The sequence below is a fragment of the Salinisphaera sp. T31B1 genome (genome assembly GCF_040361275.1).
Classification (GTDB): Bacteria; Pseudomonadota; Gammaproteobacteria; order Nevskiales; family Salinisphaeraceae; genus Salinisphaera.
In genome coordinates, this window is record NZ_APNH01000003.1 from 627550 (window position 1) to 651450 (window position 23901).

A 23901-nucleotide genomic window follows, 5' to 3' on the forward strand; every position below is an offset into this window, starting at 1 on the left:
CGTGGCCGGCGATCCGCGCCTCCACGATTCCGGCCGGCCGTTCAGCTGTCGCGCAGGTCCTTGCGCAGGATCTTGCCGACGTTGGATTTGGGCAGCTCGTCGATGAAGGCGACCTGCTTGGGCACCTTGTAACCGGTCAATTCCTTGCGGCAGAACTCGATCAGTTCCTTTTCGGTCAGGCTGTCGTCCTTCTTGACCACGAAGACCTTGACCACTTCGCCGGATTTTTCGTCCTCGACCCCGACACAGGCTGCTTCCATGACCTTCGGGTGCTGGGCGACAACGTCCTCGATCTCGTTCGGGTACACGTTGAAGCCGGACACCAGAATCATGTCCTTCTTGCGATCGACGATATAGAAAAAGCCCTGATCGTCCATCTTGGCCACATCGCCGGTGCGTAAGAAGCCGTCCGGGAAAAACGTCTTCTCGTTCTCCTCGGGTTTGTTCCAGTAGCCGGCCATGACCTGAGGCCCCTGGATACACAGCTCGCCGGCTTCGCCGTGCGGTACCTCATTGCCCTCGTCGTCGCGTATCGACACGAGCGTGGAGGGTAGCGGCAGGCCGATCGAGCCGTTGTAGTCTTCCAGCGACAGCGGGTTGATACAGGCGCCCGGTGATGTCTCGGTCAGACCGTACGCTTCGATCAGCGGCACCCCAGTGGCCTGCTTCCATTTCTCGGCCACGGCCTTCTGTACGGCCGCACCGCCGCCCAGTGTGAGCTTGAGCTTCGAGAAATCGAGCTTGGTGAAATCGTCGTTGTTGACCAGGGCGTTGAACAGCGTGTTCACGCCCGTGAAGGCGGTGGGCTTGTGCTTGTCGAATTCCTTGACCAGCGCCGGGATATCGCGCGGATTGGTGATCAGCACGTTCTTGCCGCCGAGCTGCATGAACACCATGCAGTTAGCCATCAGGGCGAACACATGGTAGAGCGGCAGCGGCGTGATGATCACTTCCTTGCCGCGCTCGGTCCAGGGGTCGAGCCATTCGTTGCACTGGGCGATATTGGCGATCAGATTGCGATGCAAGAGCATCGCGCCCTTGGCCAGGCCCGTGGTGCCACCGGTGTATTGAAGAAACGCGATGTCCTCGCCGGACAGCTCGACCGGCTTGAGCGTCTGTTTTGCGCCCTTGGCGAGCGCATCGTTGAAGCGCGTCGCCCCCGGCAGCTTGAAGCTCGGCACCATCCGCTTGACGTGCTTGACCACGGCGTTGACGAGCGTGCGCTTGAGCAGGGGCAGCCGATCGCCGATCTGGGTGGTGATGACCGCCTCGAGGGCGACCTTGTCGATGACCTGTTCGAGCGTCGCCGCGAAGTTCTCCACGATGACGATGCCGCGCACGCCGGCGTCGCTCAGCTGGTGCTCGAGTTCGCGGGCGGTGTAGAGCGGATTGACGTTGACCACCACCATGCCCGCGCGCAGGATTCCGAACAGCGCGATCGGATACTGCAGCAGGTTCGGCATCATGATGGCGATGCGGTCGCCCTTGGCGAAACCGAGGTCGTTCTGCAGAAAAGCGGCAAAATTGCGGCTTTGCGTATCGAGATCGTCGTAGGTGATCTCGCAATCCATGTTGCTAAATGCCGGATTCGGCCCGAAGTTCTTGATGCTCTGTTCGAAAAGATCGACGATCGTGCGCTTGGGATCGACTTCGACCTCTGCGGCCACGCCTTGCGGATATTGTTCCAGCCAGGTCTTGTTCACGAGCGCTCCTCTTTGACGATATCGCCCGGTGTCCGCAGACAACCGGTTCGGGGTCTTTTTTCGAGTATATCAGCAGCGAATGGTATGAACGGATAGGCCAATCGTGGTATTCGCATCGGGGCGAAGGCAGGGGCTTTGGCGATCGAGCTGCGATGGTGGCGACAAACTGCGCTAGTGTCGCGGCCGGCCGGCGTGAGTCCGGCCGGGGCATCGCGCGGTCAGCGCAACTCCTTGCGTAGGATCTTGCCCACGTTGGATTTCGGCACTTCCGCGATGAATTCGTAGTGTTTGGGCACCTTGTAGCCGGTCAGATGCTCGCGGCAGTAGCGGCGTACTTCGTCGAGCGTCAGGTCGGCGCGTTTTCGCACCACGAACAGCTTCACTGCCTCGCCCGATTTCTCGTCGGGTACGCCCACCGCGGCGGCTTCCAGCACGCCGTCGTGCGTGGCGACCACGTCCTCGATCTCGTTCGGGTAGACGTTGAAGCCCGAGACCAGAATCATGTCCTTCTTGCGATCGACGATATAGAACAGGCCCTGTTCGTTCTGTCTCGCGATATCGCCGGTACGAAAAAAGCCGTCGTCGGTGAAGGCTTGTGCATTGACCGTGTCCTGATGCCAGTAGCCGGACATGACCTGCGGGCCGCGTACACACAGTTCGCCAGGCTCGCCCAGCGCCACGCTCTGGCCGGCATCGTCACGGATATCGACGTCGGTGGAGGGCAGGGGCATGCCGATCGAATGGTTGAACTGGCGCACGTCCAGTGCGTTGCAGCTGACTACCGGGGAGGTCTCGGACAGCCCGTAGCCTTCAATGATCGGAGAACCGGTGGTTTGCGACCAGCGCTCGGCCACTGCCTGCTGGGTGGCCATGCCCCCGGCCATGGAGAATTTCAGGGTCGAGAAATCCAATGCGTCGAAGCCCGGTGTGTTGAGCAGGCCGTTATAGAGTGTGTTCACACCGGTGATTGCCGAAAAGCGATACTGCGAGAGGATCTTCACGAATCCCGGCATGTCCCGGGGATTGGTCACGAGCACGTTGTGCCCGCCAAGCGAGAAATAGACCAGCGTATTCACGGTCAGCGCAAAGATGTGATACATCGGCAGCGCAGTGATGATGACCTCGCCGCTGGCACGCACCTCCGGTTTGAACCATTCCTGGCACTGGAGCACGTTGGCGACCACGTTCGCGTTCGACAGCATCGCGCCCTTGGCCGGGCCGGTCGTACCCCCGGTGTATTGCAGAAAGACCAGTTCGTCGGCGTTCGGCTGCGGCGGGCGGAAATCCGCCGGCCGCCCTGCGGTCAACGCGCTGCGGAAATCGATGGCGCCGGGCAGGTTCCAGGGCGGTACCAGTTTCTTGATCTTTTTGACCACGAAATTGGTCAACAGACGGCGCGGTGTCGGCAACATGTCGCCGATTTGGGTCGTGATGACGGTTTCGACCGGCACGCTGTCGTAGATCTTTTCCAGCGTGGCGGCGAAGTTCTCCATGACGACGAGCGTCTTGACCTCGGCGTCGGTGAGCTGGTGCTCGAGCTCACGCGCGGTGTACAGCGGGTTGACGTTGACCACGACCAGGCCGGCGCGCAACGCCGCGAACAGGACCACCGCGTACTGCAGGCAATTGGGCATCATGATCGCCAGCCGCTCGCCGCGCTGCATGCCCAGTACCGTTTGCAGATAGGCTGCGAAGCCGGCCGAGACCGTATCTAGTTCGGCATAGGTCAGCGTCGCGCCCATACAGGAAAATGCGGGCCGGTCGGCGTAGTCGCGACAGCTTCGATCGATGACCTCTGCAACTGAGGCGAAGGTGTCCGTATCGATCGTGTGGCGAACGCCGATCGGATAGTGATCGAGCCAGTTCTTGTTCATCTTCCCCAGTCCCCCTTGCAGATGAGTCGACCGCTCGAACGGTCAACCGGACGGCGGCTTGGCCATGCTCGCCGTCACCAGGCCCCTCAGCGACAGATCTCCGAGCGTGTCTTGGCGTGCGCGCTCGGTGCGCTCGATCCATTGTAGGACTTCCCGGTGCGGCCCGTCGTTACGCGACGGCGGCGCGGCCGCGGGGTCGCCATGGCGTACCGCATCCAGAATATCGTTGACCTTCAGGCATTCGATATCGCGACGTGGCAGCACCGTCACCACGCTATCGCCGCTCTCGACCAGAATATTCGCTCCGACGAGCTGGTCGACGATGTCGTAGACGTGATCCGGCGCGACCCCCAGATACCGCGCCAGCCGCCCCACCTGCCAGGGCGGGTTTGCCTGCATGAAACTGTGGCCGATGATCGTCATCATCAGCAGGGCGATTTCCTCGCGTCGATCGGCGCCCAGGCGGGGCGGATAGGGCGCCCGGGTGAGCTGCTCGGTGTGCTGGAGCAAGAATGACACGCGACAGCCGGTGAGCATGATCAGCCAGGACACATAAAGCCACACGAGCAACAGAATCAGGATCGCGAAGCTGGAATAGATGGCGTTGTAGTTGCTCGAATTGGCCGCGAACAGCGCAAAGCCCAGGCTGGCGGTCTGCCAGAGCACGCCGGCGAACACGCCGCCGCCCAGTGCGGGCAGCACGTTGACCCGCGTATTGGGCATGAACGCGTACAGGAAGGTGAAACCGACGCTGTAAAGGATGTAGGGCACCAGTCGGCCGATGACATACAGCGATGCGCCGAAAGGCTCTATGGTGCTCAGATAGCCCACGACCGTGTTGCTGCTCAACGACGCGGTCATGCTGCTGGCCGCGAGCACCACGATCGGGCCGACAATGAGCACGCTCAGATACTCGGTGAATCGCCGCCCCAGCGAGCGGGGTTTGCGAACCTGCCAGATGTAGTTGCAGCCGTTCTCTACCTTCTGGATGAGCGACACCACCGAGTACATCAGCAGCACCACGCCGATCGCGCCGAGTACGCCGACCTGAACGTTCTCGACAAAGCCCACGACCTTGTCGATGATCTCGTCGGCCTGAGGACCGAGCGGTGCCAGGAACCGGTGCAGAACGGGCCGCAGCGCGTTATTCACGCCAAAGGCCTTGAGCATGGAAAACGCCAGCGCCAGCAGCGGCACGAGCGACAGCAGGGTGGTATAGACCAGCCCCATCGCACGCATGGTGATTTCGCCGTTCTGGATATCGCGCACCAGAACCTGCAGCAGTCGGACCGCGGTGATGCCCCACCGACGCGGCCCGCGCGCGTCAGCCAGATCCGGCTCCCAGATCAGCGCGTTGAAGCGGTTGCGTATCGCATTCAGCATGATTCGATGGCTCAGATCGTCGTCTGCTCCATTGTAGCCGGCAATCCGACGGGGCTGTGGGCTGCCGGGTGCTGGGCCGGTTCCAGGGGTTGCTGTAATGTCTGACCACGAGCCCGATTCCGAAGCCGACAGGCCATGAGTGCACGCGCATCCGACGCCCGTTCCCTTGCCACCGACGCCTCGCCGCGTGCTCTGCGCGATCTGACCGGTGCCCACACCTTCGTGGGGTCCCGTTGGGGGGAGGCGCTGGCCGGCGGACGCGAACTGCTGGCCGTGCTGGCCTCCCACCCGGTGACCGTAGCGCGGGTTCAGGCGCGTCTGGGCATCGAGATGACGCGCATTGCACTGGGCCGCTCGCGTCTCGAACCCGATCCCGCCGATCGCCGGTTCACCGATCCGGCCTGGCAGGATAACCCTGCCTTCCGGCGCGTTCTGCAGACGTATCTGGCCTGGTCCGGTGCGCTGCTGGAACTGGTCCATTCGTTACGGCTCGGCGCCGACCAGCGTCGACGGCTGCTGTTCGTAGCCGAGCATCTGGTGGCTGCCGGCGCGCCATCGAACCTGTTCGTCACTCATCCGGGCTTCTATGACCGGGCGGTCCACACGCGCGGAGCGTCGATCGTCGCCGGCGTCCGCCACCTGCTGACCGATCTGCGGACCAACCGGGGGCTGCCGCGACAGGTTGACGGCGACGCGTTCGTCATCGGCCGAAATATCGCGACCACGCCCGGTGCGGTCGTTTATCGCAACCAGATGTTCGAGCTGATCCAGTACAGCCCGCGTACACCGTCGGTGGACAGCCGCCCGGTTCTGTTCTGCCCGCCTCAGATCAACAAGTTCTATGTGATCGATCTGGCCGAGGACAAGAGCTTCGTACGCCATGCACTCGATGCCGGCCAGCAGGTATTCACCGTGTCCTGGCGCAACCCGACCGCGGCCCAGCGTGACTGGGGACTCGATGCCTACGTGCATGCACTGATCGAGGCAATCGACGTGGTCCGCGAGATCGGCGGCGAGGCGCCGGTGAAGCTCGTCGGCGCGTGTGCGGGCGGGCTCACCGCGACGATCGCACTGGCCTACCTGTCGGCGCGAGGGCAGGGCGACAAGGTCTGTTGTCTATCGCTGCTGGTGACCATGCTCGACTCGCCGCGTGCGCGCCGGCTGGCCCGGGTTGCCGACGAAGCCGCGGTGGCGGCCGCGCTCGCCCGATCACAGGTCCAGGGCGTGCTCGACGGCGACGACATGGCGCGGACCTTCGCTTGGCTCAGACCCAACGAGCTGATCTGGCACTTCGTAGTCAACAACTATGTGCTGGGCCAGCCGCCGCCCGCCTTCGACGTGTTGTACTGGAACAGCGATACCACGCGCCTGCCGGCCGCCTTGCACGCCGACCTGCTCGGCATCTATCGCGACAATCGCCTGCGCCGGCCCGGCGGGCTGCGTATCGACGACACGCCGATCGATGTCAGCGCGATCGACCACGACGTTTTCATGGTGGCCGGGGCGCGCGATCACATCACGCCATGGCAGGCCTGCTATCGCAGCATGCAGATGTTTCAGGCCAACATGCGGTTCGTGCTCGGCTCGGCAGGCCATGTACAGTCGATCCTGTGCCCGCCGAGCGATGATACGGCCCGCTTTTTCGTCAACGACGACTACAGCCTCGACCCGGCAGCCTGGCGCCGCGGCGCACGCGAGCAGACCGGCTCGTGGTGGCCCGCCTGGATTCGCTGGTGTGAAACTCACGGCGGCGAACCGACGCCGGCGCCCACGGTCTACGGGAATGACGATCACGAACCGATTGAGGCCGCCCCAGGGCGTTATGTCCGTCAAAGTTGATTCCACTCGAGCCGAATACGTCGATATCGAAGGCGAGCGGCTGCACGTCGTGGTCACCCCCGGAGCCGGGGTGCCGCTCCTCGTGTGCAACGAGTTCGTGGCGAATCTCGAAATTCTCGACGACTTCGCCGGTGCGCTCGACCGGCCGGTGATCCGTTTCGATCTGCCCGGCGTCGGGCGCTCTTCGGATGTGCGTGCGATGCGCCGGATGGGCGGACTGGCCCGCGTACTGGCCGGGCTGCTCGACGGGCTCGGCATCGACCGGCCGGTGGATATCATGGGCATCGGCTGGGGCGGATTGCTCGCCCAGCAGTTTGCGCGTGATCACGCCGAGCGAACGCGCCGGCTTGTGCTTGCGGCGACCTCGAGCGGACAGCTGATGCTGCCCGGACGTCTGGCCAGCCTCGTGCGCCTCGCGCGGCCTGCCGGACTGGCACGGGCCGCGCCCGACGCCGCCCAGGCACGCCGGTTGTTCGGCGGCCGGCGCAACGACGAGTGCGATGCGATTGCGGTGGCGCTCGCCCGTGCCCGGACGCCGACCCGGCGTGGGCACGCGGGCCAGCTGTATGCGCTCGCCGGCTATACCAGTCTCGGCTGGCTGCACCGGCTCAACGTGCCCACGCTGGTGATGGCCGGCGATGACGATGCGATCGTCCCGGTCGTCAACAGCCGCGTGCTTGCGCTGCTGTTGCCGCTCGCGCGTCTGGCGGTGGTCCGCGGCGGGGGCCACTGGTTTGTGCTCGAACGGACCGACGAAGTGGTGCGGCTGATCAGCGAATTCCTCGATTCACGGGTGGCGATCACCGAGCGCGATCAAAACAACACACTTTAAAACATCGTTCCAGGCCGCTGATTGATTGTGCTTATTGCAGTGCGGCAAAGGTCGTACAGCGACAGGTGACGTTTTACGGCATACTCGGACTGGGAGAATCCTGCGAGGAGTCGGATTGAGCGCAGCAGTCGAAAGACGGCCGCAGCCGCGGTCGGTCCCGCCGAAGCTAAGCGTGCTGCGTCGGCGCACGCAAATCCAGGTCGAGTTCGTCGATGTCGATGGCGTGCGCCTGCGCGTCGGCGTACGACGCGGGCGTGGACGTCCGATGCTCATTTTCAACGGCATCGGCGCGAATCTCGATATGACCCTGCCGCTGGTCAATGCGCTCGACGACGTCGAGGTCATCGTGTTCGATGTACCCGGGGCCGGTGAGTCCCCGGCATTGACGATGCCGCGCCGATTCGCCTGGCTGGCGCGTCTGAGTGCGAAGCTGCTCGACCGGCTCGGTTACGACGAACCGCTCAACGTGATCGGCGTGTCCTGGGGCGGGGCGCTCGCACAGCAATTCGCGCTCGATTTTCCTGCACGGACCAATCGGCTCGTGCTGGCGGCGACATCTACCGGACTGCTGGCGTTGCCGGCACGCTCGAATGTGATCAAGCGGCTGACGACCGCGCGCCGTTACCAGAAGAACGAAAATCTGGCGGAGCTGGCGCCCGCGCTTTATGGCGGGCTCATGCGCCGCCGTCCAGAGCTCATCGAGCGACGGGGCGATTATGCGGCGGGACCGTCCACCCGCGGTTATATCAATCAGCTACTGGCCGGTCTGGGCTGGACCAGCGTGCATCGGCTGCATCGCCTGCGCTGTCCGACCCTGATCATGGGCGGCGACGACGATCCGGTCATGCCGCTGGTCAATATCCGCCTGCTGTACTGGCTGATTCCCAAGTCCTACCTGCACGTCGTGCGCGGTGGTGGTCACCTGTTCCTGCTGGTCCGCGCCAATGAAAGCGCGGCGGTGATCAAACGCTTCATCAACGAACGCCGCTACGACGGCACCGACGGACAAGACTACTTTGTCGCCCGTGATCTGCCGTCCGACGGGACGCTTACGCCGCTCGATCCGGCGTCCGGGCCTTCGCTGCTGCCATCATCTGACGATGGCTAATGGCATGAAAGCTCGCTTCGGCCAGGCTGCGACGGTCGTAGCCGCGGGGGTCGATGGCCGCACACACACGGACCTGCGCACGTAGATCATGCACGCGAAACAGATCCCGGAAGTGTGGCCAGATCGGCGCTTCGTCCACCCAGGGCACCAGGGCATGATGCATATCGGCCGGCGTGGTGTCGTCGCAGTAACGTAGCGCGACCGGCATCACCGGATATCCGCCTTCGATAGCGGCCGCGAACAGTCGCGCATGGAAACGTCGCGGCTGTGGATCCCAGGTCGTGGTGCCTTCGGGAAAGAACAACACGCTGCGGCCCGAATCCAGAACCTGACGAATCTGGGCGGATGTCTCGCCGGTCTTGCCCGCGCCGCGTGCAAGAAACAGTGTGCCGGCGGCACGCGCGAACGAGCCGACCATCGGCCAGCCACCGATCTCGGCCTTGGACACGAAAGACGTATTGAAGACATGGCCGAGCACGACGATATCCAACCATGAGCTGTGATTGGCCACGATCAGCGCCGGGCCGGCCAGGGGCTGGCCGTCGAGTTCCAGGGTCACGCCCAGCACGCGCAGCATGCGCCCATGCCACCAGCGCACGATCTTCCACGAGCGGTTGCCGATCATTGGTACCAGCGGCAAGAGGACGAGGCCGAGCAGTAACAGCCCGATCAACCGTGCGGCCTTGACGCACAGCGACAGGCGGCCGATCAGCGGCCGGGCGGCGGTGATGGAAGATGGTTGGGGCATATCGCGGGCACAAGTTAGCGATTTGGTGTTGCCTGGACAAGTCTTTGGTCTTCGAACACCGCCGATTGCCGTGCAAATCGTGTCAACAATTATAGACAGCCACGAACCGTGGTGACGGGCGCGCGTCGTTGACCGATGCGCGATCGCGGGCATCGGTACTGCGGGCGGACGCTGCGGACGCACCACGGCCGGACTTGGCGCCGGCACGCATTTGCGACCGGAGAACACGGACTTTCTGCGCTGGCGACGACTCATCGACGCGGTCGTGACCGGCCTCGAACGCCGGCAGTGGTCCCGCGATCATCCGCGCGTGCGCGCCACCGCTACCCGATTCGGCCGGCAATCACGATGCAGGGGCTGTCGCGTATCGCAGCGCACCCCCGATCAACTCTGAGGAACCGGTGGAACGCTTTCGTAGACCGGGCGGAAGCGGTTGACGATATGACAAAACAGTCGCGCGGTCTGCTCGGTGTCGTAGCGCGCCGAATGGGCTGCATCGTTGTCCCATTCCATGCCGGCTGCGGCTGCTGCCCGGCGCAACACCGTCTGGCCGTAGGCTACGCCGCCGAGCGTTGCGGTATCGAAACAGGAGAACGGATGGAACGGGCTGCGCTTGATGCCGGTTCGCTGGATTGCCGCGTTGAGAAAACCGAGATCGAAATGAGCGTTATGTCCGACCAGTACCGCGCGCTTGCAGCCGGTGTCCTTCACCGTGGCACGGATGGCGCGGAATATGCGAGACAGCGCGTCATGCTCGGCAATCGCCGGGCGTAGTGGATGGTGCGGATCGATCCCGTTGACCTCCAGTGAGGCCGGTTCGATATTGGCACCCTCGAACGGGGTGACGTGATACGACATCGATTCGCGAATGCCGAGTTCGCCGCTGTCGTCGAAATCCACGGTCACGGCCGCGATTTCCAGTAGCGCGTCGGTTGCGCTGTTGAAGCCGCCGGTCTCGACGTCGACGACGACCGGCAGAAAGCCACGGAAACGGTTGGCCATCGCCGGCGGCGTGGCTGTCGGGGGATCGGTATCTGTCATGGCGCGATAGTAGCAGCCCGGCGGTGTGGTCGCCGAGGCAATCGGCTCGGTCGCTGCCGGACATGAAGTTGCCCGTGCCATGCGTATAATGCGCGCCGAGTCGATCACACGCGCCGGCGGGCGCGCGCATACGGGACGCAAGCAAGACTATGAGCGACGTCAAGAAAGTAGTGCTGGCCTATTCGGGCGGCCTGGATACCTCGGTCATCCTGAAATGGTTACAGGATGAATACGACTGCGAAGTCGTGACCTTCACGGCCGATATCGGCCAGGGCGAGGAGCTCGACGAAGTCCGACCCAAGGCCGAAAAGCTCGGCGTGAAGGAAGTCTTCATCGACGACCTGCGCGAAGAATTCGTGCGCGATTTCGTCTACCCGATGTTTCGTGCCAACGCGATCTACGAGGGCGAATATCTGCTCGGCACCTCAATCGCCCGCCCGCTGATCTCCAAGCGCCTGGTCGAGATCGCCAAGGAAACCGGCGCCGATGCCATCGCGCACGGCGCGACCGGCAAGGGCAACGATCAGGTGCGTTTCGAGCTGTCGGCGTACGCGCTGATGCCGGGCATCAAGGTGATCGCCCCCTGGCGCGAGTGGAACCTGAATTCGCGCGAGAAGCTGCTGGCCTATGCCGCGGACAACGGCATCGATATCCGCAAGAAGGCCGACGGCGGTTCGCCTTATTCCACCGATGCCAATGCGTTGCACATCTCTTACGAGGGCGGCGTGCTGGAAGACCCGTGGACGCCGGCCGAGGATTCGATGTGGGAGTGGAGCGTGTCGCCCGAAAACGCGCCGGATGCCGCCCAGGAAATCGATCTGACCTTCGAAAAGGGCGATATCGTGGCCATCGACGGCGAACAGCTCACGCCTTACCAGGTGCTGGCCAGGCTCAACGAACTGGCCGGCGCGCACGGCATTGGGCGTATCGATATCGTCGAGAACCGCTACGTCGGCATGAAGTCGCGCGGCTGCTACGAAACGCCGGGCGGCACGGTGATGCTGCGCGCCCATCGCGCGATCGAATCGATCACGCTCGATCGCGAAGCCGCGCATCTCAAGGACGAACTGATGCCGCGCTACGCCAAGCTGATCTACAACGGCTACTGGTTCTCGCCGGAGCGCGAGATGCTGCAGGCCGCGATCGACAAGTCGCAGGCCCACGTCAACGGCACCGTGCGCGTCAAGCTCTACAAGGGCAGCGTGTCGGTCGTCGGTCGTGCGTCGGAATCCGACAGCCTGTTCGATGAGGCGATCGCCACCTTCGAGGACGATCGCGGCGCCTACGACCAGAAGGACGCGGCCGGCTTCATTCGCCTGAACGCGCTGCGTCTGCGCCTGGGGCATCGCCAGCGCTGATCGTCCCCGGTTCGCCCCTGCGGAGCCGATTCGATACGTTGGCCGGAGCCGGCGATGATACTCGCGCCGGCACGGGCGTTAGCGCAGTGGCCGATGCCCATTGAGCATGGGGAAGGATGATGGGTCGTGTCGTCGTGTCGTTGGCTGCGATGTTCGTCAGTCTGGCGCTATTCATTGCCGGTACGGCGCTGCTCACAACCGTCCTTTCGCTGGAACTCGTGCGCGAGGGCTACTCTGCGCTGGTGGTCGGCGTGGTGCTGGTATGCCACTCGATCGGCTTCGTGCTGGGCTCGTTCTTCTCGACGCGGCTGATCGTCCGGGTCGGTCAGGTGCGATCGTTCTCTGCGTTTGCCGCGGTCGGCTGCGCCGCAGCGCTCATTCACCCGATGTGGGTCGACGCTGTGCTCTGGGCAGTGCTTCGTGGCCTGGTCGGGTTCTGTGCCGCCGGCTTGATCATGGTGCTCGAAAGCTGGATTTCGGCACGTGCGACCAACGCCACGCGTGGCGCGCTGCTGGGCATCTATCAGGTGGTGTATTTCTTTGCCGCGGCGCTGGGGCAGTATCTGGTGTCTTTCGATACCGCCGAGGCCTATACGATCTACAGCGTGGTCGCGATCCTGGTGGTGCTGTCGTTGGTACCGCTGGCGCTGACGCGCGCCGAGGCGCCCCAAGTGACCGCGGCCGAGCATCTGGGTTTTGTCGCACTCTATCGTCTGTCGCCCAGCGGCCTGTTCGGGGGCGTGGCCGGCGGTATGATCGTGTCGTGTTTTCTGGCACTCGGGCCTGTCTACGCCAGCCGTATCGGCATGTCGATACCGCAGATCTCGTACTACATGGCCATGGCCGTACTGGCGACCATGGTGCTGCAATGGCCGGTTGGGCGGTTGTCGGACCGGTTCGATCGGCGCTGGGTGATCGCCCTGAGCAGCGCGGTCGCGGCGGGGGGCGCGGCGTTGGGCATCGGCCTCGGCGAGATCGCTGAGTGGGTGGTGTATATCGCTACGGCGCTGTTGTTCGGGCTCGCGGGGTGTCTTTATCCGCTGAGCCTGGCCATGATCAACGACAATATGGACGCCGGTGACCCGGTACGCGCCAGCGCCGGACTGCTGCTTGCCTACGGCGCCGGTACCTGTCTCGGACCGGTGGGCGGGGCACTGACCATGCAATGGATAGGGCCGGCTGGCCTGTTCGGGTTCACCGGCGGGCTGTTCGCCCTCTATACCGCGTTGGTGGTCTGGCGCGGATTTACCACCCAAGCGCTGCCTGTCGAGCAACAGGGGCGTTTCGTTGGAATCGTGGCGACCCAGACCGCGCCCGCCTTGCTGGATATGGACCCGCGTGCCGAGCCGTTCGATGCGGCCCACGGCGTCGAGATCAGCGATACGACAGACAGCACGGATACCGCGTCCGCGTAATTGGCCCGAGGCCCGTCAACACAAGCGCTTGCGGCGTGCCCGCTTGCTTTTTCTGGCCCGGTGTTTCGCGTAGTCTTGCCAGTTCCAAGATTGGACACGGATGATTTCAATGAAACGATATATTGCTTTGCTGGCGTGTGTCTTCGCGCTGTCGGCCTGTGGCAATCAGGGCGATGACAACGCATCGGCCGATAACCAGGCGGCCAACGACAGCAGCGCCGCCAGCGACAGCAGCGCGAATGGCGGTGACGCCAACCAGACCGACGGCAGCGGCGATTTCGCCAACGATCAGGAAAAACGCAGCTACGCGCTGGGTATGGATATCGGTAACTCGCTCAAGGAGCTGCCGGTCGAGATCGACATGGATTCGCTCACCCAGGGCGTACGGGATGTGGTCGACGGTGGCCAGACGAAGCTCAGTCAGGAAGAGCTGGACGGTGTGATGCAGAGCTTCGTACAGGACATGGAAGCCGCCCAGAAGCAAAAGGCCGAACAGCAGGCGCAGACCAATCAGGAAAAAGGCAAGAAATTCCTGGCCGAGAACAAGTCCAAGGACGGCGTCAAGACCACCGACAGCGGCCTGCAGTACAAGGTCATCGAGCCGGGCGACGGCCCGTCCCCGGGCGAGAACGACAGCGTGACGGTCCACTATACCGGCAAGCTGATCGACGGCACCGTGTTCGACAGCTCCCGCGAGCGCGGTGAGCCGGTCACCTTCCCGGTCAACGCCGTGATTCCGGGCTGGACCGAAGCGTTGCAGCTGATGAAGCAGGGCGCCAAGTATGAGCTCTATATTCCTGCCGATCTTGCCTATGGCGAGCGGGGTGCGGGCGCCCAGATCGGCCCGAACGAAACCCTGATCTTCGACGTGGAACTCCTCAAGGTCGACAAGGGCGGCGATTCCGGTTCGGCCGATGCCCCTCAGAGCTCCAGTGGTAATGGCGGTGCCGGTGCCGATGGTTCGGCGAGCAACGACAACGCCGCGGGCGGTGACCCGAGCGGCACTGGCCAGGACGATGGGCAGAACGGCGGTGAGGCAGACCAGAAACCCTAGTCGGTTTCCGGGGCCGCGGCGTACGCCGCGGGCCTCAGCCTTGCCACGATGTCGTGGCAGGCCACGTCCCATCAGGCTGTCGATGCCTTGCATCGACAGCCTTTTTTGTGCAGCGCTTCGCGGGTATGGGTTCGGATGATGGGCCCGCCATCCGTGTCCCAACCCAACCTGCTACGCGCCGTCGACCAGGTATCGATTGTTCGAAACGAAAAAGGCCGCCGGCATATCGCCTGCGGCCCTCGTGTATCGTTCGCTCGGATAGCGTCGGGTTACATCACCGCCTCGATACCCAGTGCCTCGAAGTTCTTGGCTCGGTAGTTGTCCCGGAACATGTCTCGAAGTTTTTCGGCCTGCACGTCGTAGGCGCTGGCGTCGTGCCAGGTGTTGCGCGGATTGAGAATCTCGCTGGGCACACCGGGGCAGGACGTCGGCATGTCCAGATTGAACACCGGGTGGGTTTCGTAGCTCACCTTGTCGGCGTCGAGCTCGCCTTCCAGCGCGGCGTTGAGCAATGCCCGCGTGTGCTTGATCGAGATACGCTGGCCGATGCCATGCGGTCCACCGGACCAGCCCGTATTCAGCAATACGCAGCGTGCCTTGTGAGTGCGCATCTTCTCGGCCAGCAGTTCGGCATAAACCGACGGCTTCTGGGACATGAACGGCGCGCCGAAGCAGGCCGAGAATGCCGCCTTGGGCTCGGTCACGCCGACTTCGGTACCCGCCAGCTTCGCGGTAAAGCCGGATACGAAGTGATACATCACGTCCTTGGCATCCAGGATCGAAATCGGCGGCAGTACGCCGAAGGCGTCGGCGGTAAGCAGCACGATCGTTTCCGGATGCGGGCCGCAGGCGCCCTCGGCAACGTTCGGATTGGCCGAAAGCGGATAGCACAGCCGCGTGTTTTCAGTGATCGACCCATCGGTCAGATCCAGATCCTGCGGATCGGTATCGGCCATGGCCCGACCCGGCAGGGGCGGTACGTTCTCGATGACACAGCCGGGCGTGGATAGCGCTGCTGCGATGACCGGCTCGGCGTCCTTGTCCAGATCGATCAGCTTGGCATAGCAGCCGCCCTCGAAGTTGGAAACGCCGTCGGCGGTCCAGGCGTGTTCGTCGTCGCCGATCAGCTGACGGTTGGGATCGGCCGACAGGGTCGTCTTGCCAGTGCCCGAGAGCCCGAACAGCACCGCGCCGTCGCCGCCGGCCCCGACGTTGGCCGAGCAGTGCATCGGCAGCTCGCCCATTTCCGGCAGCATGTAGTTCATGACCGTGAACATGGTCTTCTTGACCACGCCGCAGTAGTCGGCGCGCCCGAGTACGAGCCCGATACGGTTGCGCATGTCCACGATCACCGCGCGCCCGGACTTGGTGCCGTCGCGCTCGGGATCGCAGTGGAAGCTCGGTACGTTGAGCATCGTCCAGCGCTTGTCACCGGCGTTGTCGACGTCGACATGTTCGACGAACATGTTGGTGGCGAAAAGCGCATGCGTGGCGTACTCGCTGACCACGCGGTAGGGCACGGCATAGGCCGAATCCCAGCCGCAGAACACGTCCTGTGCATAAAGATGGTGGCCGCGCTCGTTCAGGTGGGCGGCCACGCGTTCGAGGAGCGGGCCGAAGCGTGTCGAATCGAACGGCTGGAAATCGGATTTCCACCAAACCTTGTCTTCGAGTTCGGGCCAGGCCACGGCGAACGTATCCTGCACCGGGCGGCCGGTACAGCTCGGGTCGGAGTAGTACACCAGCGGGCCTTCGACACCGAGCGCCGTGGCATGTGCCTTGGGTTCGTCGTCGGGCCCGTCCGGCCGGATGCGGCCACGGTCGTTGGCGAGCGCTTCCTCGAAGAGCTGATCCTTGCTCAGGTTGTGGCGATATTCCAGGCCTTCGAGGCCCAGCGTACGGTTCAACTCTGCATTGAGCGTCATGAGGCAGTCGTCCAGAACGAAGCGTGCCCGCCGGGCCCGCGAAAAACGGGCAGATTACCGATTCGCCAAAACCGTGGCAACTGGACCGATGCTCGGACACGGGCAGCGCATGCGGCCCCGCACGGCTGCACGCACGCAGCGTGTCTCACTGCGCCGTGCGGCGCGACAAACCGGCATTCTGCTGCGGGTCCCGGTCGTCGATATCGAATTCGTTGGGCACGCGAACCACCAGCGTGCCGTCCGGATCGGAGCGGATCGTGCCGGCAGCGCTCTGGGCGCGATAATGATACAGATGAAACGCCAGCGGCTCGTCGCTGTCGCTGAGTAGTTGCAGATGCGCGTTGACCAGCAGCGTCGAGAAAAAGCGCGCGTCCCCGGATTGCAGCCAGATATAGCTATCCGCGGCGTGCGGCGGGTCGATATAACCGGCGTCGCTTGTATCGCTGGCGAATTTCAGCGTGAGGCCGGCATCGCTCAAACGGGCGTCCACAATCTTGTCGACGATGACCTGCGGGGGCGGGAACATGGTCTCAGGGTCCATGACGAGACGGTTGCCGTCGAGCGCGACGCCCGGGCGGTCGAAAGGCGTGACCTTGGACAACGGCAGATGCAGTGCGGCAAGCAGCGGCTTGACGGGCAGGCCCAACTGCTCAACGTGATCGGGCTCGTAGACGAGCTTGTTGTCGGGCGTGACCGTAATCGGGCCTTCCAGCGTCGTGGGTATTCCGCCGACCGGAGGAATGAAGCCAAACAACCGGGCGCCGACCGTGACCTTGAGCCGGCCGTCGCTGGTCCGGTTTTCCACCGACGACAGAGAGCGCGGTTCGTAGGTGAGCACATAGTGGTTGAACAGGGCATCGAGATCCTCGGGCCGGATCAGCACTTCGCCCGACAGGATATGGATGCTGTACTGGTCCGGGTCGTCGAAATTGACCGGCGCGCCAGCCTCCTTCGGCTCCAGCGCGGCTTTCAGGTGACGTATGTGATAACCCACGCCGTCGGCGAGATAGAAATCGACGTTGCGTGCCTCCAGCGCGACATGCTTTACCCCCGAGTCGCGGGCATTCGGCGCCGCCATGCCCTGCTTGAAGCCGGCCGGCACCTGGCGGTTGTTCCATCGTGCGGCGAGCCGGTCGTATTGCTGCTGCTGGCGGCGGACCAGAGACGGCACGATGGTATCGGACGGGTCGAGGGTATTGCCCGGGCCGCGCTGCGATTGGTGTCCGCTCTGTTCGCCGGCGCCCGTACGGCCGACCTGGCTCTGACTGCCCGGAGCGGCGTCGTCGCCCGAGCCGGTATCTGTCTCGGCCTGTTGCTCGTCGGAATCCTGTTCGTCGGATCGTCCGGGGGCCGGTGCCGGCCTGCCATGACTGCCCGGGCCTAGCGTTTCACGCATCTGGCCTTGTGCCAGGGCGACCGGGACGATGCCGGGTCCGGCCAGGCCGAGCAGCAGCCCGGCGAGAGCCAGCGTTTGCAGGCCGCGCGCTAACACCGGTCGATTAAGACGCATCGCCGTTCTCCGGTCGTGCCGGCGGAAGATAGTCGGCCGGCTGGTATGGGCCGAGATAGGCGACCAATTCACCGGCAGGTGTGGCATCGAAGAATCCGTTCAGGATTTGCGCACGATAGTTGTAAAGCGACGTGTCGAGCTTGCCCCCGTCGCCCGCTACGAGTTGCATGCGTACATCGGTGACCAGCGCCCGGAACGTCTTGACGTCGCCGCCCTGGAGCATCACGTAGCTGTCGGCCTTGACGATGGGTTCGGGGAACGCGGGATTGAAATCGCTCGTGAAGCTCAGGTGAACGCCCGCGTCGTCGATCTTCAGGTCGGAAACATGTACATCCTGGGTTGGAGGCGGCAATGCGTGGTTGAGGTCCAGTACCACGTTGTTGCCTTCGAGCTGGGCGCCTTCGGTATCGATCTGGAGCAGTTTGGATACCTGCAGGTTGATCGCATCCAGCAGCCCCTTGGCCTCGATCTTGGCGACCTTGATCTGGTCGGGTTCGTAAACGAACAGATGATGGGCCACCAACCGTACCCCGCCTTCCATGTGAAACGGCAGCCAGAGCCCGGGAATCTTGGCTGTCTCGCCGTCGACCACGAGCCGACCGTCACGGGTGCTGACTTCCAGGTTGCGCATCTGGGTATCGGGATAATCGGTCAGGTACTGGTTGAACAGCGCCGTCAATGCCGATGCCGGCATGATCACGTCGCCGTTGAGTGGGTGGAACACGAACGAGGTGGGGTCATCGAGGGTGACCGGGCGCGGAGGGTCGGTCGGTTCGAGCAGCGCTGAGAGCTGTGCAGTATCGAAACCGATATCGCCGGCGATGCGGAAGAAGGTATTGCGTATGAACAGCCCCACGGCAGGCCGTCCGCTGTTGCGCAGCCCGGGTTCGCCGTTCCGGGGATTGAACGCCCCGGCGTACTTTTCGTGGGCGGCGCGCAACTCATCCAGGGCGGCAAGCTGGGTCTTCTTGGCCGTGATCATCGCCGGGGGCGAGGTGTCCAGGCCCTGGGCCATGCGCATGCCGACCAGTGCGACAGCGATGAGCAGCACTACGGCCAGTCCGCTCCAGAGCGATATCTTCTTCACCGCCATCGACGCTCTCCACCACGTCTTTGTTTTGCCCCATCCTCACGCAGTCGCGCGATAAAGACAATAATTCTTTTCAGTTTGGCTGGCCGTACCGACGGTTCATGTCACCAGTTCGGCAAGGCTGTCGACGAGATGATCCGGGCCGCTCTGACTGATCGGATCGCCGTGGTTGTAGCCATAGGTTACGGCGACGGTTCGAAAGCCGGCCGCCTTGCCGGCGGCGACGTCGTGACGGGAATCGCCGACCATCAGCCCGGCACCGGGAGGGATATCGCCTTGCCGGGCGGCGTGCAGCAGCGGTGCCGGGTGGGGCTTCTTCTCTGCCAGGCTGTCGCCTCCGAGAGTCAGCGAAAAGTAATCCGTCAGGCCGAGGGTGTCGAGAATGGCCGGCAGGAACGCGATCGGCTTGTTGGTGACCAGCATCAGATCGAAGTCGCGATCACGCAGGGCGGTAAGACATTCCGTGACGCCGTCGTATAGCTGCGTGCGTTCGCAGGGCGCCTTGGCGTAATGCGCCAGGAAGCGGGTATGCGCCTCGTCGATCGAAACGCCATGGGCGTCGGCGTCGGCCAGCGCGCGCTCGACCAGTTTGTGGCTGCCGTTGCCTACCCAGTGGCGCACCTTGTCGATGCCGGCGGCCGGCAGGTCGTGATCGGCCAGCGTTCTGTCCACGGCCATGGCCAGGTCGGGCGCCGAATCGATCAGCGTGCCGTCCAGATCGAACACGACTAGGGCGATATCCTCGAGTGCGGGGTGCATGGCGCTTCCTTGGTCAATAGAGTGATATACGTGAACGCGCCGGTCGCGTACGCGGCCGGCGGCAAGCGGGCGAAAGGCTGGGGTGCCGGGTCAGGCGGTCACCCACCGGGCTTCGGGCAGCTGCGGACCGGAGAGCACCATCTGCATACCCGGCGTAACCGGCCCGACGCCCTCGGGCGTTCCGGTATAGATCAGATCGCCCGGTAGCAGCCGCCAGTGAGCGCTGAGCTCGGCGATGATGTCGGCCACGCTCTTGAGCATCTGGCCGGTGTCACCGATCTGGCGTGTTTCGCCGTCGACGGTCAGCTCGAAGTGCATGGCGGTCAGATCCATGTCGTCGGCCAGTGGGACCAGCGGGCCCAGCGGAGCGCTATGATCGAAGGCCTTGGCTTTTTCCCAGGGCTCGCCGGTGTTCTTGAGTCCGGTCTGTACATCGCGCAGGGTTAGATCCAAGCCGAGGCCGATCCCGCTGATATGCTCGCGCGCCGCGCTGGCGGCAATCGATGTGCCGCCGTGCCCGATCTCGACCACCAGTTCGGCTTCGTGATGGATCTCGCCGGCATCGGCCGGCAGGGTGATCGCTTCGCCCGGCGCGACCAGCGCGCTAGCCGGTTTCATGAACACCACGCATTCCTGGCCGGGCAGGGAGTTGTTGAGTTCGGCGATATGCTTGGCGTAGTTGCGCCCGATACAGAAGATACGGGGCGTGCTGCGCGCGGCAAAGGCGTCGGCGGGACGGGGCGTACTCGCGGTCATCGGGTTTTTTCCTTGTTAGATGCAGTCGTCTTGTGTCGATATTCGCACAGATCGACGATGCGGCAATCGCCACACAGCGGAGTCCGGGCGCGACAGACATACCGGCCGTGCAGAATCAGCCAGTGATGGGCGTTCTGCAGGAAGGGCTGGGGCACCAGACGCATGAGCCGGTCCTCGACGGCGCGCACGGTCTTGCCCGGTGCGATGCCCGTTCGATTGGATACCCGGTAGATATGCGTATCTACCGCCATCGCGGCCTGGCCGAACGCCGTGTTGAGCACGACGTTCGCGGTCTTGCGGCCCACGCCCGGCAGAGCGACGAGAGCCTCACGAGTGGCCGGAACCTCGCCGTCGTGTTCGTCGACCAGCGCCCGGCAGGTCTTGATGATGTTCGCCGCCTTGCTGTTGTACAGGCCGATCGTCTTCACATAGCGCTTCAAGCCGTCCTCGCCGAGCTCGAGGATCGCCTGCGGCGTGTTCGCGACCGGGAACAGCTTCGCGGTTGCCTTGTTCACGCCGACATCGGTGGCCTGGGCAGACAGGATCACCGCGACCAGCAGTTCGAACGCCGAGTCATACTGCAGCTCGGTCTTGGGGCTCGGGTTCGCGTCGCGCAGACGCTGGAATATCTCGGTTCGTTTGGCCTTGTTCATCTCGCTGACTTCGACGGCGCGGGTAGCGCGTTTGTTGTATCGATCGCCTGCACGCGACCGCGCACGTTTGGTGGATGCGCGAAGCTCGGCGTCTACAAAAACCAGTCCCGGCAGCTAGCCGTTATGGCTCTCGCGTTTTGCCTTGGCTCTCGCGATCGCATCGGCAATCGTGGATTTCTTTGCAGCCGAACCGGCGACGGCGTCCTCGCGCGCATCGACGGTCGCCTCGTGTCGACTGGCGCGCCGGCGGCGGGTGGTCGTGCGGTTGAGCCGTTTCTGGCGCGCCTCGAACAGCTCGCGCGCCCGTGCGGCGCGTTCGGCATCGATCTCGCGTACCGGCGGCCACAGCGGCTGGCCGGTTTCGGCGGTCGATTCCGGCATGTCGATACAGTCCACCGGGCAGGCCGGCACGCACAGCTCGCAGCCGGTGCAGTCGTATTCGATCACCGTATGCATCTGCTTGGCCGCGCCGATGATGGCGTCGGTCGGACAGACCTGGATACAGCGCGTGCAGCCGATGCATTCGGCCTCGCGAATGAAGGCGACCTTGGCAACGCTGGCATCGCCGCATTCGGGGTCGATCGGTTTGACCGACTTGCCGGTGAGTGCGGCCAGGCGTTCGACCGTGGCGTCGCCGCCGGGCGGACAGCGATTGATATCCGTCTCGCCCGCGGCGATCGCCTCGGCATAGGGCCGGCAGCCGTCATAGCCGCAGCGCCGACACTGGGTCTGCGGCAGCAGCGCGTCGATGGCGTCGACAGACGGCTCGTTCATCGGGCTATTTGATCTTGTCGCCCGGCTTCGCGCCCGCGTCGGGCGACAGGATATGCGGCGTATCGCCCGCGGCCAGCACCATGCCTTCGGAGACGCCGAAACGCATCTTGCGCGGGGCCAGGTTGGCGACCATGACGGTCAGCCGGCCTTCCAGCTGCATCGGGTCGTAGGCGGCCTTGATACCGGCAAAGACCTGCTTCTTGCCCAGCGGGCCGAGGTCCAGGGTCAGCCGCAGGAGCTTGTCCGCGCCTTCGACATGATCGGCGGCCTCGATACGCGCCACGCGCAGATCGACCTTGGCGAAATCGCCGATCTCGATCGTTTCGCTGCTTTGATCGGCCGTGGGTTCTTTGCTGGCCTTCTTTTCGGTCGCTTTTTCGACCACCGCAGCCTCGGCCGGCGCAGCCTTGGCGGCCAGGTCTTCCTGGCTGGCCTCGATCATCTTGTCGATCGCCGGCTGCTCCACGCGGCGCAGCAACGGCTTGAACTTGTTGATCATCCCCGAAATCGGCGTATTCAGATCGGCCCAGGTCAACGGCTCGGTATCGAGAAAGGCCTCGGCACGAGCAGCCGTCTCCGGCAGCACTGGCTTGAGATAGATCGTGAGCTGGGCGAACAGGTTCAGCGCGGTGGTGCAGATCTGCTGCAGTTCCTCGTCGCGGCCGTCCTCCTTGGCCAGCTGCCAGGGCGCGCGCTCAGCGACATAGGCATTGGCTTCGTCGGCCAGTGCCATGATCTGGCGAATCGCCTGGGCGAAACGACGTTGCTCGTAATGGTCGGCGATCTCGTCGGCCGCGGCGGCGAAGCGCTCGAACAGCTCGGGCTTGTCCAGCGTAGCGGCGAGCTGACCGTCGAAGCGCTTGGTGATGAAGTTCGCACAGCGGCTGGCGATATTGACGTACTTGCCGACCAGGTCCGAATTGATCCGGGCCATGAAGTCGTCGAGGTTCAGATCGAGATCCTCGACCTTGCCCGAGAGCTTGGCGGTGAAGTAGTAGCGCAAAAACTCCGCCGGCAGGTGCTTGAGCCAGGTGCGCGCCTTGATGAAGGTGCCGCGCGACTTGGACATCTTCTCGCCGTTGACGGTGAGAAAGCCGTGCGCATGGATCGCCGTGGGCGTGCGATAGCCGGCGCCTTGCAACATCGCCGGCCAGAACAGCGCATGGAAATAGACGATGTCCTTGCCGATGAAGTGGTACAGCTCGGCGTCGGAATCGGCCTTCCAGAAGGCGTCGAAATCGAGGTCGTCGCGCTGTTTGCACAGGTTCGCGAAGCTCGCCATGTAGCCGATCGGCGCATCCAGCCACACGTAGAAGTACTTGTCCTCGGTGCCCGGGATCTTGAAGCCGAAGTAGGGCGCATCGCGGGAGATGTCCCAGTCCTTCAGACCGGCCTCGAACCATTCGTCGAGCTTGCGGGTCACGGCCTCCTGCAGGTGATCGCTGCGTGTCCAGTCGTGCAGGAACTGCTCGAAGTCGGCGAGCTGGAAGAAATAGTGTTCGGAGTCGCGCTCGACGGGTGTTGCGCCCGACAGCACCGATACCGGGTTTTTCAGCTCGGTGGGCTGATAGGTCGCCCCGCATACTTCGCAGGCGTCGCCATACTGATCCGCGCTGCCGCATTTCGGGCATTCGCCGCGGATGAAGCGATCCGGCAGAAACATCTGCTTTTCTTCGTCGTAGGCCTGCGAGATGGTGCGGCGCGCGATATGGCCGGCCTTTTCCAGACGCGTATAGATCTCGCTCGCCGCCTCGCGGTTCTCGTCCGAGTGGGTCGAGTGATAGTTGTCGAAGCCGATCAGGAAATCGTCGAAGTCGGCCTTGTGCTCGGCGCCCACATCGGCGATCAGCTGCTCGGGGCTGATCCCCATGTCGCGCGCCTTGAGCATGATCGGCGTGCCGTGGGCATCGTCCGCGCAGACATAGATGCAGTTGTTGCCGCGCAGCTTCTGGAAGCGCACCCAGACATCGGTCTGAATATATTCCACCAGATGGCCGAGATGGATCGACCCGTTGGCATAGGGCAGGGCAGAGGTGACAAGAATATCGCGCGCCATGGCTCGTTCGTATCCGACTTTTT

Annotated in this window: 19 protein-coding genes; 6 read left to right on the plus strand and 13 right to left on the minus strand. The window is 63.8% G+C overall.

Annotation, left to right across the window (positions count from 1 at the left end; all coding sequences use genetic code 11):
- Positions 1-41 precede the first annotated feature (41 nt).
- From T31B1_RS14320 to T31B1_RS14330, 3 genes are all read right to left on the minus strand, one after another.
- The gene (locus tag T31B1_RS14320; protein ID WP_353250194.1) at positions 42-1703 is read right to left on the minus strand and encodes an AMP-binding protein; all 1662 of its coding nucleotides are present in this window, start codon (positions 1701-1703) and stop codon (positions 42-44) included.
- Positions 1704-1921: 218 nt separating this feature from the next.
- Positions 1922-3577 (minus strand): AMP-binding protein, encoded by a 1656-nt coding sequence (locus T31B1_RS14325; protein ID WP_353250195.1) that lies wholly within the window; start codon positions 3575-3577, stop codon positions 1922-1924.
- A 42-nt stretch (positions 3578-3619) separates the two neighbouring features.
- Entirely contained in the window at positions 3620-4960 is a 1341-nt protein-coding gene (locus T31B1_RS14330; protein WP_353250196.1) for a YihY/virulence factor BrkB family protein, read from the minus strand.
- Positions 4961-5095: 135 nt separating this feature from the next.
- On the opposite strand from T31B1_RS14330, the gene T31B1_RS14335 reads away from it, so the two are divergent.
- From T31B1_RS14335 to phaZ, 3 genes are all read left to right on the plus strand, one after another.
- Positions 5096-6799, plus strand: coding sequence for a PHA/PHB synthase family protein (locus T31B1_RS14335; RefSeq protein ID WP_353250197.1), 1704 nt, complete (start codon positions 5096-5098; stop codon positions 6797-6799).
- Positions 6783-7631: an alpha/beta fold hydrolase gene (locus tag T31B1_RS14340; protein ID WP_353250198.1), complete on the plus strand. Its 849-nt coding sequence runs from the start codon at positions 6783-6785 to the stop codon at positions 7629-7631. The genes T31B1_RS14335 and T31B1_RS14340 overlap by 17 nt, the downstream gene beginning before the upstream one ends.
- Positions 7632-7803: 172 nt before the next feature.
- A complete protein-coding gene (phaZ, locus tag T31B1_RS14345; protein WP_353250199.1) occupies positions 7804-8739 on the plus strand; it encodes a poly(3-hydroxyalkanoate) depolymerase in 936 nt (311 codons plus the stop codon).
- Here phaZ and T31B1_RS14350 read toward each other — a convergent pair.
- Both T31B1_RS14350 and rnt read right to left on the minus strand, forming a co-directional pair.
- Positions 8681-9487: a lysophospholipid acyltransferase family protein gene (locus tag T31B1_RS14350; protein ID WP_353250200.1), complete on the minus strand. Its 807-nt coding sequence runs from the start codon at positions 9485-9487 to the stop codon at positions 8681-8683. The genes phaZ and T31B1_RS14350 overlap by 59 nt on opposite strands.
- Before the next feature lie 384 nt (positions 9488-9871).
- On the minus strand, positions 9872-10528 hold the full coding sequence (gene rnt, locus T31B1_RS14355; protein WP_353250201.1) for a ribonuclease T: 657 nt from the start codon (positions 10526-10528) through the stop codon (positions 9872-9874).
- 149 nt (positions 10529-10677) lie between these two features.
- On the opposite strand from rnt, the gene T31B1_RS14360 reads away from it, so the two are divergent.
- From T31B1_RS14360 to bamJ, 3 genes are all read left to right on the plus strand, one after another.
- The gene (locus tag T31B1_RS14360; RefSeq protein WP_353250202.1) at positions 10678-11886 is read left to right on the plus strand and encodes an argininosuccinate synthase; all 1209 of its coding nucleotides are present in this window, start codon (positions 10678-10680) and stop codon (positions 11884-11886) included.
- 116 nt (positions 11887-12002) lie between these two features.
- A complete protein-coding gene (locus tag T31B1_RS14365) occupies positions 12003-13301 on the plus strand; it encodes an MFS transporter (protein ID WP_353250203.1) in 1299 nt (432 codons plus the stop codon).
- Positions 13302-13410: 109 nt separating this feature from the next.
- Positions 13411-14355, plus strand: a complete 945-nt coding sequence (gene bamJ, locus T31B1_RS14370) for a BamJ family beta-barrel-assembly machinery protein (RefSeq protein ID WP_353250204.1) — start codon at positions 13411-13413, stop codon at positions 14353-14355.
- A 269-nt stretch (positions 14356-14624) separates the two neighbouring features.
- On the opposite strand, the gene T31B1_RS14375 is transcribed toward bamJ, so the two are convergent.
- The 8 genes from T31B1_RS14375 to metG all read right to left on the minus strand — a co-directional run bounded on the left by T31B1_RS14375 (position 14625) and on the right by metG (position 23878).
- Positions 14625-16280, minus strand: a complete 1656-nt coding sequence (locus tag T31B1_RS14375; RefSeq protein ID WP_353250205.1) for a phosphoenolpyruvate carboxykinase (ATP) — start codon at positions 16278-16280, stop codon at positions 14625-14627.
- Between the two features lie 145 nt (positions 16281-16425).
- A complete protein-coding gene (locus T31B1_RS14380; RefSeq protein WP_353250206.1) occupies positions 16426-17790 on the minus strand; it encodes a hypothetical protein in 1365 nt (454 codons plus the stop codon).
- Entirely contained in the window at positions 17780-18883 is a 1104-nt protein-coding gene (locus tag T31B1_RS14385) for a hypothetical protein (RefSeq protein ID WP_353250207.1), read from the minus strand. The genes T31B1_RS14380 and T31B1_RS14385 overlap by 11 nt, the downstream gene beginning before the upstream one ends.
- A gap of 96 nt (positions 18884-18979) precedes the next feature.
- The gene (locus tag T31B1_RS14390; RefSeq protein WP_353250208.1) at positions 18980-19639 is read right to left on the minus strand and encodes a phosphoglycolate phosphatase; all 660 of its coding nucleotides are present in this window, start codon (positions 19637-19639) and stop codon (positions 18980-18982) included.
- Positions 19640-19729: 90 nt separating this feature from the next.
- A complete protein-coding gene (locus T31B1_RS14395; protein ID WP_353250209.1) occupies positions 19730-20395 on the minus strand; it encodes a fumarylacetoacetate hydrolase family protein in 666 nt (221 codons plus the stop codon).
- Complete coding sequence (gene nth / locus T31B1_RS14400) at positions 20392-21048, minus strand: endonuclease III (RefSeq protein WP_353250210.1); 657 nt, start codon at positions 21046-21048, stop codon at positions 20392-20394. The genes T31B1_RS14395 and nth overlap by 4 nt, the downstream gene beginning before the upstream one ends.
- 114 nt (positions 21049-21162) lie before the next feature.
- A complete protein-coding gene (locus tag T31B1_RS14405) occupies positions 21163-21822 on the minus strand; it encodes an RnfABCDGE type electron transport complex subunit B (RefSeq protein WP_353250211.1) in 660 nt (219 codons plus the stop codon).
- 4 nt (positions 21823-21826) lie between these two features.
- On the minus strand, positions 21827-23878 hold the full coding sequence (gene metG / locus T31B1_RS14410; RefSeq protein WP_353250212.1) for a methionine--tRNA ligase: 2052 nt from the start codon (positions 23876-23878) through the stop codon (positions 21827-21829).
- Positions 23879-23901: the final 23 nt, after the last annotated feature.

What these genes read in the sequence shown, in the direction of transcription:
- T31B1_RS14325 (WP_353250195.1), bottom strand. Translation starts at nt 3,577, where the DNA reads ATGAACAAGAACTGGCTCGATCACTATCCGATCGGCGTTCGCCACACG.
- T31B1_RS14330 (WP_353250196.1), bottom strand. Translation starts at nt 4,960, where the DNA reads ATGCTGAATGCGATACGCAACCGCTTCAACGCGCTGATCTGGGAGCCG.
- T31B1_RS14335 (WP_353250197.1), top strand. Translation starts at nt 5,096, where the DNA reads ATGAGTGCACGCGCATCCGACGCCCGTTCCCTTGCCACCGACGCCTCG.
- T31B1_RS14340 (WP_353250198.1), top strand. Translation starts at nt 6,783, where the DNA reads ATGTCCGTCAAAGTTGATTCCACTCGAGCCGAATACGTCGATATCGAA.
- T31B1_RS14350 (WP_353250200.1), bottom strand. Translation starts at nt 9,487, where the DNA reads ATGCCCCAACCATCTTCCATCACCGCCGCCCGGCCGCTGATCGGCCGC.
- rnt (WP_353250201.1), bottom strand. Translation starts at nt 10,528, where the DNA reads ATGACAGATACCGATCCCCCGACAGCCACGCCGCCGGCGATGGCCAAC.
- T31B1_RS14360 (WP_353250202.1), top strand. Translation starts at nt 10,678, where the DNA reads ATGAGCGACGTCAAGAAAGTAGTGCTGGCCTATTCGGGCGGCCTGGAT.
- T31B1_RS14365 (WP_353250203.1), top strand. Translation starts at nt 12,003, where the DNA reads ATGATGGGTCGTGTCGTCGTGTCGTTGGCTGCGATGTTCGTCAGTCTG.
- bamJ (WP_353250204.1), top strand. Translation starts at nt 13,411, where the DNA reads ATGAAACGATATATTGCTTTGCTGGCGTGTGTCTTCGCGCTGTCGGCC.
- T31B1_RS14375 (WP_353250205.1), bottom strand. Translation starts at nt 16,280, where the DNA reads ATGACGCTCAATGCAGAGTTGAACCGTACGCTGGGCCTCGAAGGCCTG.
- T31B1_RS14380 (WP_353250206.1), bottom strand. Translation starts at nt 17,790, where the DNA reads ATGCGTCTTAATCGACCGGTGTTAGCGCGCGGCCTGCAAACGCTGGCT.
- T31B1_RS14385 (WP_353250207.1), bottom strand. Translation starts at nt 18,883, where the DNA reads ATGGCGGTGAAGAAGATATCGCTCTGGAGCGGACTGGCCGTAGTGCTG.
- T31B1_RS14390 (WP_353250208.1), bottom strand. Translation starts at nt 19,639, where the DNA reads ATGCACCCCGCACTCGAGGATATCGCCCTAGTCGTGTTCGATCTGGAC.
- T31B1_RS14395 (WP_353250209.1), bottom strand. Translation starts at nt 20,395, where the DNA reads ATGACCGCGAGTACGCCCCGTCCCGCCGACGCCTTTGCCGCGCGCAGC.
- nth (WP_353250210.1), bottom strand. Translation starts at nt 21,048, where the DNA reads ATGAACAAGGCCAAACGAACCGAGATATTCCAGCGTCTGCGCGACGCG.
- T31B1_RS14405 (WP_353250211.1), bottom strand. Translation starts at nt 21,822, where the DNA reads ATGAACGAGCCGTCTGTCGACGCCATCGACGCGCTGCTGCCGCAGACC.
- metG (WP_353250212.1), bottom strand. Translation starts at nt 23,878, where the DNA reads ATGGCGCGCGATATTCTTGTCACCTCTGCCCTGCCCTATGCCAACGGG.